Here is a 12,919-nt window from a genome sequence, read left to right as displayed (position 1 = left end):
ACCAGATGCCATACCGCGCCGATCAGATGAATCGTCGCGATGGCGGTGACCAGCATGATGAGCGCAATCAGGGTCAGAATGATCGCCTGTTCAAAACGCTCGTAGAATGTCAGGCCCCTGAACAGCTTGATGAGGCGGGACCAGTCCCTGCTCTGCCAGGAACGTTTCATGGAGCGGTCTTCCATAGCCGTTTTCCCATCTATTAATTGCGTTATAGTTCCCACGTCCTGGGTCTGGTTTTTCTTTTAGCGATGGAGAATGTCCCCATGCAGGACACGTTACGGATCATGGGCGCTCACCGCCCGTTCGAACCGCCTCCGCTTCCTTCTCGGGAGAAGGAACAGCGCCCGCGTCCGGCGCCTGACGAAGAGGAGCCGCCAATTGACCCGGACAAGGAAGGACTGGTCGAACCGCTCGATCCCTCGGATGTGGATGCGGACCCCCATGCGGATTGAATCAGTCTCCGGAAGGGCTTGTGGCCCTCCCGGCGCACATCCAGGTCAGAGCCGGTGTCAGCTGGGTTTCGAGGGCTCCCAACGACCAGCCCAGGGCCTTGGCCATGTGCGTGCGGTCAGCGACAGGCAGGAGTTTTCGGACCACGGCGACGGTCGTTGGTTCCGGGTCTGACGCGGTTCTCCAGCGAGAAACCCGATCGTAAACCCGGTGGTCAGCCGCCCGACGCATGAGGCCGTCATATCCCCGGTCTTTTTCCTCGTCGCCAAGATAGTCGGTCAGCAGGGCCGCCAGTTTTGTGCCGATCTGAACGGTCGGAAGCGACATAATTCTGTTCGGCCTGTCCGTGTGAAGAGTCATGATGCAGTCCTCAGGCCGGCGCGCGTGTCGCCCGATGTCAGAGCCGTCGCATCCAGAGGGCCGACACTCAAGCCCGAAACAGTGGCAGTGACGTCGACATGCACGGACCCGAACAGATGCAGGAGGGCTGCCTGAGGCGTATAGGCGCCCTTGACGGCTGCCGAGGTCCGGCCGTCCATAAGGGGCGGGTCGACAAGGACCGGGCACCCGGTCTGCCGGCCCAACATCTCGATGGCGCGGGCCAGTGGCATGGATGGAATGTTCACCGGCTGCTTTTCTGTCTCGCACGACAGCATAGCCTGCGGCGCATGAGCCGATGCCGGCGAGGCCATTCCGACCAGCAGCATGAGGACGAGACCGACAGCGACGTGTGGTCTCTCCCTCTGCCGAAGGCGCCGAGGTTGCTTGGCACTCTGTTCCGCTCGCTCCGTCTCTCCCGCGGAGTGTGACCAAACTGACCGCGTTGTCCCCAGTGAACGGGGCACGGGAGGATGGTTATTCCAATAGTCCTGAAGCGCCTTCAGGTTGAGAAAATGGATAAAACTCGACATCTCCCTGTTCTCGCTGCTTTCGACTTCACCTTCAGAGACGCGGGGCCTCCGATAGAAGGCCCCGCTCCACCCTCTCGTTCCTGCGGTCGTTCCAGAGAAGACGGCGTTTCCGCTCGGAGAAGGCGTTTCTGATCCGCCCGGCGCGTTCGGTGCCTTACGCCGCGACCGGAACTGGCGGTGAGGCTCTTGCCCGCAGGTGGAGACGGAACGCGAGATCAGAAGCCAGGGGATCACACCCGGCAGGGGCTACCGCGCCCGCCTGGACCAGACGTTCCAGCGTGGCGCGAAGTCTGATCCCCGGTATGCCGGTATGGGCCACCAGAGACGTCAGCGTCACGCCACGTCCGTCGTGACCGAGGCGGCGGAGCATGGAGAGGACACGCGGAGCCAGCGGATCGTCTCCGAAAAGGGGGTGCGTTACCATGATACGCCTCCCTCCAGTCGGTTGCGCCATCTCCGGGCGGCTGTGCGCAGGGAGCGGCGATAGCGGGAATAAAGTCCTTTCAGTGTCGACATCCACATCCTCCGATTAAAGCAACATGGACTTCAGTTGTCTGGCTCACAGAGCCTATGCCGGACCCGATGGCGTCCAGCGAAAGCAAGATTGGAAGAGATGCATGCCTCGTCAAGGGGGCACGAAATGCAGATTCTTTTTCACGAATAATTTTATTCTTTGTATTTGTGTTTATTTTCTGTAGCGGTATTGCGGACAGAAATTACATGGGTTTGTTGATTTCGACCCTGCGCCGAACATGCCCTCAACTGGACATTATTGATGGGGTGGGATTGATCTGCTCCCGATGGTTGAACCGCCGGAAGGTAGGTTTCCAGCGAGATTTCGCTGTAACGGGCTGGATTTGTCACCGGTAATATGCAGCGAAGTCGGCGTTCTGTGGCTTGTCGCCCCATATGGACGGACGCGTTGTACAACACGTCCGCCCCCACAGCAGCCTTGGATATCGGCCCCTGGCCCCGGAAACAGCTACACTGCCATGGCTGGAATTTGGTGTTGAGAGCGCACCACTCAGCTGATCTTGCCGAGCCATACCCGCCATGTCCGAGACGTTCGCCTTTCTAACAATCAGACGGAAGAAACTAACCGCGGCTTTCGATGGGGGCCACCTCTCCGCCCCGTCGGCAGGCCTTCCCAGACCATCACAGGATCAAACCACACCGTCAGCGATCCGCGCTTTTTCAGGGACGCGTTGTAGGAACACCAGTTCGTCGTACGGTAGCGGGTGGGCTTCGACTTGCTCATGACACCCAGCTACCAGACTGGTTTCACGCCGTGAATCCGCTTCGACACCATTTGTGCAACAAAGCCATACGAGACGCCAAAGCGCTCCTCAATTACCTGCTTCAGATCAACGCGGCGCCAGCGGACCACGCCGTCCCGGTTTCGGTCAGGGCCTGTCATGATCAATGCCGAGAGTTCCGCCTGTTGATCCCCCGTCAGGCGGCAGACAGAGCCGTTTCGCCATTGATCCCACAGGCCATCTGGCCCCAAAGCATTGAACCGGTGTACCCAGTCCCGCAGGGTCTGCCGGTCCATGCCACCAATCCGTGCCGCGTCCCCTCGGCTGACACCGTCCCGCACCGCAGCCAGTGACAAAAGGCGCCGTGCAACATTCGCCTCCCGTGCACGAGAGGCAAGCCGCCGAAGCGCCTCAGCAGTATAATCCGTCCGCAATGCAATCGCACCAGCCATCTCCGATCCTCCCTCACAAGACAGAATCAGAATAGGCCGGACACGTCACTTCACAGATGAGTCACACATAATAGCCGTTGGTATAATGTCCAGACAGACCACTATCACTCCCAACCACCGCCGAGCGCCTGGAACAGATCAATCTGCCGATCAACAAGTTCGATCCGGGCGGATGACAGGCGTGCCTGCGCGTCGGCGTAATTTGCTTGCGCGTTAAGGACGTCGAGGAATGGCGTGCGGCCGAAGCGTTGCAGTGTTTCGGCATCGGCGCTCGCCTTGCCAGCGGAGTTCGCCGCCCGCTCCAGGTCTCCCAGACGCTCACGTGTTTGCATGTAGACAGACAGGGCGGTCTCAGTCTGTTTTAATGCGAGTAGAATCGTTTCATCAAACGTGCCAAGCGCAGCACGGCCTTCTGCGCCGGCTTGCGCAATATGCGCGCGCGCCAAGACCCGATTAGGGAACGACCACGAGACCAATGGACCGACGCTCAAACCAAACGACGACAACGTCAGGGCGTGAGTGATCGACGTGGTGCTCCCCACCGAGCCGCCAAGGCTGACCTGGGGATAGAGATCGGCTTCGGCGACGCCGATGCCGGCTGTCGCTGCGGCGAAAAGGCGTTCTGCCTTTCTGATGTCGGGGCGACGCCTCAATAGCGCGGCTCCGTCGCCAACCGGCAGCGGCAGGGCAAGCGACGGGATAGTAGTGCATGCCTCCAGATCGCGCGGATAGTCCGATGGAATGCGCCCCATGACGGCGGCCAATGCGAATAACGCTGTTTTCTGATCAGCGAGGATGTCTGGAATGGCTGCTTTGCTGGCGAATGTTGCCGTCCGCGCGCGTTCACTATCAAAGCGCGTGCCGCGTCCCTCGCTGGCCATACGCAACGCGACATCAAGTGTCGCGCGTTGCACTGCCACAACGTGTCTCGCGGCGGCCAGCGCTACGCCATCAGCACAAACGCGAGCATAATTACGCGTGACAGTGGCAGCTACGATCACACGCACTTGGTCGCGTGCTGCCTGCGCCGCCTCTGACTGGTCGCGAGCCTCTTCGATTGCGCGACGGATGCCTCCCGCCAGATCGAGAGGATAACTGACGTTCATACCCAACGCGTAGCTGAAAGGCGCTGGCAGAAACCGGGTCGGACCTCCGATCCGCGAGCCAATAGTTTGCCCACTGAGATCCGTGGTTACGGTGCGTGCTGCCTCTGCTTCGCGTACAAGCGCGTCAGCTCTCCCGAGATTGGCCTCTGCGGTGCGAAGATCAGTATTTGCAGTCAGTGCCTCGGCGACGAAGGCGTCGAGCCGGGCATCCTTATAAAGACGCCACCAATGCGGTGGCAGCGGCGCCGAGACCACGCCATCGTTCTTGTTGCCAAGCAGCGCTTGCGTCGCTCCAGGGCGATTGGCCATGGCCACCTCGGGAATACGATAATCCGGTCCAGTAACGCAGCCCGTCATCAGAAGCGCCATACACAGGGCGAAAACAGATCTCACAGGCGCCTCCCAGCCACGCTCAAGGATGTAGAGGGCAGGATTTCCACCGTCGCTGTTCGTCCTGCGATCAGCTTCGTGCCCGCTGGTACGCGGTCTATGTGCAGACGGACAGGAATGCGTTGAGCGAGCCGCACCCATGAGAATGTTGGCGCGACTTTGGGCAGAAGATTTCCGGTGTTGTCGCGCTGGTCGTCGGCGATTGCGGCGGCAATACTCTCGACATGACCGACGATATCGGCATCGTCTCCCATCAGATGGATGCGCGCGCGATCGCCGATGGAGACACTGCGCAGTTTGGTTTCTTCGAAATACCCTTCCACGCGCAACGTCTCGGCGTCCACGAGTGCCATGGCTTGGACGCCAACGGCCAGATAATCACCAGGATGAAGGTCGAGATTGGTGACGGTGCCCCCGACTGTTGCACGGATTTCAGTGCGCTGCATGTCGATCTGGGCCACGTCCCGGTCAGCGAGTGCGCGCGTCAGCGCTGCCTCCGCCGTCCGGACCTTTGCGATGTTCTGCTCGTGAGCCTCCGTCGCGACGAGATCGCGTAAGGCCAAGTCGCGTCGTTCCTCCTTGCGCGCCAGATCGAGTTGCGCCCTTGCCTCCGTTATGGCGGCTTCTGCACGTCCGAGCGCCGCGGCCCGACGCGGTCGATCAAGGACGATCAGGAGTTGTCCAGGGCGCACCACCTGATTGTCATGGACCAGAACCTGAGTGATGAGACCGCCAATATCGGTCGAAACCCGTACGACGTCAGTCCGTACGTGGCCATCACGGGTCCAGGGCGTGCGCTGATTGCTTTCCCACAGATGGAGCGCGACGGCAGCGGCGATGACGACGAGCCCAAGTGTCAAGGCATGGCGGCCCAGAAAGGTGAGGAGGAATTTCATGGGAAGGATCCGATGGTGGAGAGACCCTGCGCGAGCAGGCTGAACAGAATGGTGAAGACGGCAAGTTCGACGAGCGGCCGGATAGAAAACACTCTCCACGCGCCGAGGACGGTGAGCAGACGTAGCAACGCAACGGTGGTTACCAAGGCGATGAAGGCGCCTCCCAACAAGCCGGGAACAAAGACGCCACTGATGCAGAGGTCCGGAATCATGCTCTGGCCTCGCTGTTTTGGACGGAAGAAAGCGCGAAACGCAGGTCGATGAGTGGATCAAGCAGGTGACGGTGCGCGCCCGTTCCGACGACAATGCGCGCGATCAGCTCTTCAACCTGCGTATTCAGTTCGTCGACCGATGGTGAACCTCTGTCGAAATGGTGCGCGAGATCGAGCAGCAGCACCTGGATGGCACTGAGGGGCTCACTTTCCAACTGGTCGAATTGCTCGCGAAGACGGCTCACTGCGTGACCGATGCGAAGGTCACGCACAATCATGTCGATCGTCTCCGTTGTCGGCCGCGCCGAAAGACTTAGACGGGGTCGCAGCAGGGCGATGCGATCGATTGTCAGATTGGTCCAGACGGCTTTGGCGGAAACCCTGCTTCGGACGCGATAGGCCGCGTCTCGGCGGCCGAGCCTTAGCAACCGGTTGATCGCAGTATCTGGGGAGACGGTCTGGAACAACGTCATAGTTGCCGCTCCGAAGCTGACCCCTATTAACAGCGCGATGCTACTATTGATGGCCTCAGCGAAGTCTCCGCCATAAACAGGACCCAACCCGACGAGGATCGGGACAGTCAGCGTGATGCCAAGCGCCATGAAGGCGGTCGACGGCCGAGCCTGCAACGATCCTCCGAATAGAAGCGCCGGTGCGAGGACCGCGATCAACACCCAGAACTCGAAGACACGCGGCAGGACGGTAAAGCTGTAGATCAGGCTGATCGCGATACCATAGACCGAGCCAAGCATGTATTTTCGGACATACGGCACCGGTGCGTCCACATTGCCGAACAGGGCACAGGTGACACCCAATACCGATACGGCCAGCCCTCCATCGGGCCATGCAGACCAAATCCAAAAAAAGCAGCCGAGGAGGATCCCCAAAGCGGCACCCAGACCTGCCCGCGCCGCCATCATCGGATCGCGGTGGAAGATATAGCCCGTCGTTTTCTCAGAGCCCTGAAATGACTCTGTTGCGCTGGCTTCGGCGCCGAGCCGTTCGATATCGTGAAGGAAACCGACGAGCTCGGCGAGATGACGGGCTATGTTGGCGACAAGGCCATCGATCAAGGTGGCGTCATCGGCATGGTCGAGCGAACGGGCATTCTGGAACAATCTGTGCGCTTCTGTTCCGCGATCATTCGGCGTGTCCAGAGTGATCCATCTGCGAACTCTGTACAAAAACTGCGCTAGCTCCTCAGGCATTCCAGGCGCATGAATGAGGGAAATCCGTTCCTCAACATCGGCAAGGAGCAACAACAGGTGAGCCAGACGATCATGTAAAGGGCGCAACGTTAAGCGGCTTAGACGTGTGGTAATCGGATCATAAGGAAGGTGTGTCGCCAGTCCTCTGAGCGCGAGCAGGTCCAGAGCCATTCGGTAGCGATCATCGCGGCATGAGCTTTCCGAGACATTGTTCAATACGTCGCAGGCCAGTTTTCGGGCATCATGCAGCGTTGCTGTCAGCTTGGCCTGAAACTGGCCGGTCATCGGTCGGGGGACCACATAGCGATGGATCACCACAGCACACAGAATGCCCAGTGCGATCTCCTGTACGCGCACGATGGCGGTGTCGAAGACTGCGGCAGGCGCCGCAACAGCAGGAAAGCCGATCAGGCTGGTTGTGTAGCCGGACAGCACGAAGGCATAAGAGCGCGGCGTGCGGTCGAGTAGCGACAGAAACAGACCGAGACCGATCCATCCTGCGAGCACCGCACTGCACACCACTGGCTCGTTGGCGAAGGTCGGAACGATTGTGACGGTCGCGAGCGCCCCGGCCAGAGTGCCCATCAGACGGTAGAGACCACGACTGAGCGAGGCGCCCCCCGTGGGTTGCGACACGAGATAAACGGTGACGATCGCCCAGGCAGGGCGCGGCAATCCAATGCGAAGCGCTATGAAATAAGCCAGCATCGCGGCAGCGAAACTCTTGGCGGAAAAGAGCAGTGCTTCACCGTCCGCCCTGAGGGTTGGGTTACGAAGCTGGGCGATGAGTTGCGGCAGAATCAACGCGGGTCTGATCCACCCGTCCTGCCAGAAGGGCCTGAATGTCATGCCTTGTTGATAATAAGTTGCAACAACTGGGTAAATTAGGTATCCAGACAATCAATCACTGAAAGCTGCCAATCCGATGTCGTACCGCTCCTCAGCTATCGCTTCCGTGGACCCGGACACTTCAGATGCAACCGCAATCGCCCACAGGCTCGATTTTGCTGATCATGCATCCGAAGTGCCGACGCACATCCATCGAAAAGGACAGCTGATTCTGGCATCTTATGGCGCCGTCACCTGCACCGCCGCTCAAAACGTATGGATCGTTCCCCCGAACTGCGGGATCTGGATTCCGGGCGGGGTGCCGCATAGTGCCCGGGCGACTGCGAACGCCCGGGTCGATTATCTCTTCGTTGAAAGTGGTGCGAGTAGCCTCCCCGATCATTGCTGTGCGCTGGAGATCACGCCGATGATCCGAACGATGATTGATCGTCTGGCTGCTGAGCCGAAAGATTATCTTCCAGATAGTCATGCCGCCCGACTGGCGCGCGTAATGCTCGACGAATTGGCCGACATGCCACGACAGGGTCTTAACCTGCCCGTATCAGAGCATACCAAAATTCGTGCCATTGCTGATGCGCTGACAGCCAGGCCATCAGATCGCAGTACAGTGGCCGACTGGGCGCAACGTGTTGCGATGAGCGAACGATCTCTGGCCAGACTGATGGTTCAGGAAACCGGGTTAACATTTGGTCGGTGGCGACAACAGCTTCATCTTGTCGTCGCGCTCCGTGAACTGGCGAGTGGCACGAGCGTGCAGCGGGTTGCGGCCATACTCGGTTATGAGTCCGTCAATGCGTTTATTACGATGTTTCGAAAGGCTGTTGGCAGTACGCCCTCGCGGTATTTGCCTAGTGCAAACGGTCGCGAGCACTTTTCCTGATCGAAGGAGAACTGAATTTTGACCAGGTTGCCAGTCATACCTTGGATTTGCCCAAGAAAAGACCGCATTTACCACCCAAAACCATAAAGGCTTGTCTTTTGAGTCAAAAAAACAGGCCTAAAGAAGCCTCTTTGATAGTTCCTCGATCCCGTCACCCATCCATCTATTAAGGATGCTTTGGCGGACTGATATCGGATATTCTGTTGTTCTCAGTTCAGGAGTAGAATCATGTTCACCCACGTGATGATTGGCAGCAATGACCTCGAACGGGCGAGAGCTTTCTATGACGCAACATTTGCCGCCTTAGTGTCCGTCCAAGATCATCTTGAATCATTGGAATCGTTTGTGATTCCCTGTCAGCGCGCCCGATTCGCAGGAGTTGCTGATGTGGACCGCCGAGAACCGCGCCCGATATGACCGGAGCCAGCTTCGCTATCCAAGCGATCTGACGGACGAGGAATGGTCGCTGATCCAACCCCTGATCCCGGCTGCCCGGCGTGGCGGCAACAAGCGGACAGTGGATATACGGGAGGTCATGAATGGCCTGATGTATGTTCTTGGAACGGGTTGCCAGTGGCGCGCGATCCCGAAAGACCTCCCGCCGCGCAGCACGGTGAATTACTATTTTTGCCGCTGGCAGCATGACGGAACACTCGACCGTCTGCATCATGCGCTCTACGTCCTGTGTCGGGAGCAGGCGGACCGTGAGGCCAGTCCGACAGCGGCGATCATCGACAGCCAGAGCGTCAAGAGTGCTGAAAAAGGGGGCGGCGCATCGATCCGTCCGGTTTTGACGCCGGCAAGAGGATCAAGGGCAAGAAGCGGCATGTCCTCGTCGATACGCAGGGCCTGTTGATGGAGGCAACGGTCCACGCGGCCGATATCCAGGATCGTGATGGCGGTGTCATGCTGATGGCGACATTGTTCGGACTGTATCCGTTCCTTCTGAAACTTTACGCCGACGCGGGCTATCAGGGAGCAAAGTTTCACCAGGGACTGGCTCAAGTCTGCCGTTCTATGAATGTCGAGATCGTACGGCGCTGTGACGTCGGAAAATTCGTGGTATTGCCCAAGCGCTGGATCGTGGAACGCACCATCGCCTGGTTGAACCGCTGCCGACGCTTGAGCAAGGATTGGGAGTGCCTCAATCGCAATGCACTCGCTTTCCTCCGATGGGCGTCAGTTCGATTGATGCTCAGAAAGATCTGTAATTAAAAACAATGATCTTGGACGGACACTTAGAGGGCGTCCCTGGCGAAATGGATTCCAGAGGTCGTCTCATCTACAGACACAATGGGGGACGGTTGATGATCACAACGCCGATAAACGGAGAGCCCGCGACGGCTGCCAATGGCGGGACCATTGGCATTGCCGCCGCCAGTCCCAGCCATGTTGTTGCGTGGCATGACGCCGGTATCGCCCATGGCGGAACCAGCATAGAAAGCCCGCCCATTGAGCGCCCAAACGGAGCATTCGTTGCTTACCTTCGCGATCGAGATGGAAATAAGCTTACGGCTCGTACCCAGACCACCACCTAGTTCACTGACTTTGAGGTGCTAAGAGACGTATGATCCGTATAGTTGATGAAGGTCGGCCAATTACTCAGCCTCTCGTGCCAAGCATTATCATGGAGCTCCCTGATACGCTTCTTCGGGGCGAACCGGCGTTAATGTCGTCACTTCGATGAAATAACCACCTTTCGCTTTAAAATAGAAGGACCACGCGCCATGTGCGTTGCGTGGAGCCTGCACCTCCCAGCCATCGGCGCTTAGGCGCTCATAGAGAGCATCGACGTCCTCGCGAGACTTCTGGATGAAACCAATGTGCAGGATGTCGAATTGCCTGGGGTAATTAAAGCCTTCGAGCTTGTTATCGAAATGATTGACGATCAGAACCAGCCCATCATTGTCCTGCATGATGGCCATTTTGATCCCACGGACAACGAGAGTGCGCAGGCCGAAATACTGTTCGAACATTACGCGATCAGCCTCGGTATCGTGGCTGTAGAGATTGATATGGTTCAGCTTCATGACTGTGTCTTTCCGTTGGTGAGACGGACACGAGCCGGTCGCAAGATGGACAACGACGACCGACCACGGGCGAGGCCTATCCTCGTCGTGTCCGGCCATGGCCAAGAGCGGGTTTATTCGCTCAAGCGTGACTGTCTCTGAAGAGACCACAGGTTGTCACCATACCTGCATCGCTGTCTTTTTAGGCTAAAACGACTTTGCTGACACCAGCAGCAGTGGTCAAGCACCATCTTCAGTTATGTCCGCTTACGAGACGCCCATTGGAAAACAGAAATGACCGACATGAGGGCGGAAGCAAAAGCACTGCCGAGTAGCATGACAGCATGGAAAAAAGCGGCTCCCGGAAACCGGAAGCCGCCATTTTCATTCAGGGAAATGCTATTCCGCAGCGACCGCGGCAGGCCCGTCTGCTGAGTAATCAGGGACTTCATCAGTTTTCATCTGCGCAGACAGTCCTTTCGTCCTCAGAGCCTCGGGCAACCAGCCGGTGCCCTCAATCAGCCTTTCGGCCGCCTGCGCCATGTCGTTCTTTTTCAGATGTGCGATACGCCCGGCTGCCTCAGTTCCCCGCGCCTCGCGTACGGCTTCGAGAATACGGGCCTTCGTGACACGGCCCAGATAGTTCTCCACCGTTGGCTGCCAGCCCGCTTCGACCAGATCAAGCGCGAGCGCGGTGGCGAGACGGTCGGCTCGCGCCAGCCGTTCCCTGACGCTGCGTGCCAAAGACGGGCCATGGGACGATTCATGCAGCGCGTTGATCCCGAAAGACAGGCAATGCGCCAGCAGGGCCAGCGTGCGCCAGGCCGTCAGTTCGGTCAGCAGACGGTCGGAAAGCGGCTTGAGTCCGTCTTCTTCGGGCTCCGTATCGAACGTATCTTCCGTCCCAATTTCTTCGACATCGTCACCCGTGCAGTGATGAGCGGGCGCGTCATCATATCCTTCGGACTCGTCGTGACCGTCGTCGGGCTCCGCCGGCAGATCCTCGGGCAGTACGAAGCCCCGCTCGACCAGCAACGTGCCGTCGGTATCCAGACTGACGAAGGCCCCTGCCCGCACCATATCCGCTGGATCGAAGGACACAGGGCGTTCTTCCAGCGCCTCAATGGCCTGCTCGATTTCGCCCAGACGGATATCAACGTCTTCGGGGAATTCATCGGCCTGCGCGTATTCCGCCTCGATCGTTTCCTGCTCGCTGTGCAGCGCGGTCAGGCGGGCGGCTTCTTCTTCCGAAAGCGCAACAGGCGTCCCGTCAATCTCCGCGAAGTCCCGTGTATGCCCCCAGGGGAAGGACAGCGCGGTTTCGACCCATTTCCAGCCTTCGGCGCGGACTTGTTCGGCAGCTTCCTGCAATTTTTCCATCACCAACTGGTCGAGCAGGGTCGGATCCTGCAGCCAGCCGCCATCGTCTGCCTCGAACAGGTCACGCATGACGGGACCTCCAGCGGCAACATAAGCATCCAGTCCGACGAAGCGGACACGGCGATCCGAGGCTCGCACGGTTTTTTCCGTCAGCATGCGGCGGATCAGATAGGGCTCGCGATTGTGGCTCTGGGAAACGATCTCCCAGACCTGCTCCTGACGGGTGTGATCATCGCTAATCGAGAAGGCCATGAGCTGGTCGAGCTTCATGCCATCCTGCTCGTAGATCTCGAGCAGTTTGTCCGACACAGTCATGAGGCGCAGGCGCTGTTTGACCACGGCCGGCACAACGAAGAACGCGGCCGCGATTTCTTCCTCGGACATGGGCTGCTGGAAAATGGTCCGAACGAACTGACGCGGATCGTTCAGCTCAACGTTGTCGCTCCAATGCGGCTCGCTGCAGTGGCCGCTAGGACCTTTTCCAAGCGTGGTAGCGGATCGATCATCAGCATAGCGTCAGTTTTGGCGCTGGTTCCGGAGATCATGGACGGCGTATATAGCGGCACCAAGGCCTTTGTCCTCAATCTCAGCCAGTCGCTCGCAGTCCAGCTCAAAGACAGTGGTGTCTTTGTCCAGGCGATCTTGCCCGGCGCTACGCGCACCGAAATCTGGGAGAGGGCCGGCAATGATCTTGGTGCCTTGCCCGCTGAAATGGTCATGGACGTCAACGATGTCGTCGACGCTGCGATGATTGGCTTCGATCGGCGCGAGACGATCACGATCCCCTCGCTCCCCGACGATACGCAATTTGCTGCGATGACAGAGGCACGTCTGGCCATGGCGCCGGACCTGTCGCGGAGTGTTCTGGCACCTCGCTATCAGACAGCGTAGGGTCAGGTGCGATCAGTCGATGGGTT

The 12,919-nt window shown here is 58.8% G+C and carries 12 protein-coding genes and 3 pseudogenes; 4 read left to right on the top strand and 11 right to left on the bottom strand.

Translation table 11 applies throughout. The features are described 5' to 3' along the window. Positions 1-266: 266 nt before the first annotated feature. Positions 267-455, top strand: a complete 189-nt coding sequence (locus tag KP701_RS12190) for a hypothetical protein (protein ID WP_075624223.1) — start codon at positions 267-269, stop codon at positions 453-455. Between the two features lies 1 nt (position 456). Here the strand turns inward: KP701_RS12190 and KP701_RS12185 are convergent, their stop codons facing one another. The 9 genes and pseudogenes from KP701_RS12185 to KP701_RS12145 all read right to left on the bottom strand — a co-directional run bounded on the left by KP701_RS12185 (position 457) and on the right by KP701_RS12145 (position 7,733). After that, complete coding sequence (locus tag KP701_RS12185; protein ID WP_225198915.1) at positions 457-780, bottom strand: hypothetical protein; 324 nt, start codon at positions 778-780, stop codon at positions 457-459. 29 nt (positions 781-809) lie between these two features. Continuing rightward, positions 810-1,160: a hypothetical protein gene (locus tag KP701_RS16350; protein WP_225198914.1), complete on the bottom strand. Its 351-nt coding sequence runs from the start codon at positions 1,158-1,160 to the stop codon at positions 810-812. 358 nt (positions 1,161-1,518) lie between these two features. Continuing rightward, positions 1,519-1,788, bottom strand: a complete 270-nt coding sequence (locus tag KP701_RS12175) for a hypothetical protein (protein WP_086646730.1) — start codon at positions 1,786-1,788, stop codon at positions 1,519-1,521. Between the two features lie 696 nt (positions 1,789-2,484). Continuing rightward, positions 2,485-2,622 (bottom strand): annotated as a pseudogene (locus KP701_RS12170) (IS5/IS1182 family transposase); the annotation flags it as partial. 66 nt (positions 2,623-2,688) lie between these two features. Further along, positions 2,689-3,072: pseudogene (locus tag KP701_RS12165) on the bottom strand (transposase); the annotation flags it as partial. Between the two features lie 104 nt (positions 3,073-3,176). Continuing rightward, on the bottom strand, positions 3,177-4,547 hold the full coding sequence (locus tag KP701_RS12160) for an efflux transporter outer membrane subunit (RefSeq protein ID WP_086646698.1): 1,371 nt from the start codon (positions 4,545-4,547) through the stop codon (positions 3,177-3,179). Positions 4,548-4,567: 20 nt separating this feature from the next. Beyond that, positions 4,568-5,464 (bottom strand): HlyD family secretion protein, encoded by an 897-nt coding sequence (locus tag KP701_RS12155; RefSeq protein WP_086646699.1) that lies wholly within the window; start codon positions 5,462-5,464, stop codon positions 4,568-4,570. Continuing rightward, the gene (locus KP701_RS12150) at positions 5,461-5,676 is read right to left on the bottom strand and encodes a DUF1656 domain-containing protein (RefSeq protein ID WP_086646700.1); all 216 of its coding nucleotides are present in this window, start codon (positions 5,674-5,676) and stop codon (positions 5,461-5,463) included. The genes KP701_RS12155 and KP701_RS12150 overlap by 4 nt, the downstream gene beginning before the upstream one ends. After that, positions 5,673-7,733 carry an FUSC family protein gene (locus tag KP701_RS12145; protein WP_225198912.1) on the bottom strand — a complete coding sequence of 687 codons (2,061 nt, stop codon included), beginning with the start codon at positions 7,731-7,733 and terminating at the stop codon, positions 5,673-5,675. Before KP701_RS12145 ends, KP701_RS12150 begins: the two co-directional genes overlap by 4 nt. A gap of 76 nt (positions 7,734-7,809) precedes the next feature. Between KP701_RS12145 and KP701_RS12140 the strand changes: the two genes are divergently transcribed. Continuing rightward, a complete protein-coding gene (locus tag KP701_RS12140) occupies positions 7,810-8,613 on the top strand; it encodes a helix-turn-helix domain-containing protein (RefSeq protein ID WP_086646701.1) in 804 nt (267 codons plus the stop codon). Positions 8,614-8,998: 385 nt separating this feature from the next. After that, positions 8,999-9,828, top strand: a protein-coding gene (locus KP701_RS16575) for an IS5 family transposase (RefSeq protein WP_143296479.1) whose coding sequence is annotated in 2 segments (ribosomal slippage) — positions 8,999-9,386 and positions 9,386-9,828 — 831 coding nt in all. Because the reading frame shifts where the segments join, the coding sequence is not laid out codon by codon here. Between the two features lie 410 nt (positions 9,829-10,238). Here KP701_RS16575 and KP701_RS12130 read toward each other — a convergent pair. Both KP701_RS12130 and KP701_RS12125 read right to left on the bottom strand, forming a co-directional pair. Continuing rightward, a complete protein-coding gene (locus tag KP701_RS12130; protein ID WP_086646732.1) occupies positions 10,239-10,643 on the bottom strand; it encodes a VOC family protein in 405 nt (134 codons plus the stop codon). Between the two features lie 378 nt (positions 10,644-11,021). Beyond that, positions 11,022-12,407: pseudogene (locus KP701_RS12125) on the bottom strand (hypothetical protein); the annotation flags it as partial. On the opposite strand from KP701_RS12125, the gene KP701_RS12120 reads away from it, so the two are divergent. Further along, positions 12,330-12,893, top strand: a complete 564-nt coding sequence (locus tag KP701_RS12120; RefSeq protein ID WP_225198965.1) for an SDR family oxidoreductase — start codon at positions 12,330-12,332, stop codon at positions 12,891-12,893. The pseudogene KP701_RS12125 and the gene KP701_RS12120 sit on opposite strands and share 78 nt — an antisense overlap. Positions 12,894-12,919: the final 26 nt, after the last annotated feature.

Origin of the sequence: Gluconobacter sp. P1C6_b (assembly GCF_018811945.1) — a bacterium.
Lineage (GTDB): Bacteria > Pseudomonadota > Alphaproteobacteria > Acetobacterales > Acetobacteraceae > Gluconobacter.
This window is presented reverse-complemented; position numbering and strand designations above follow the sequence as displayed.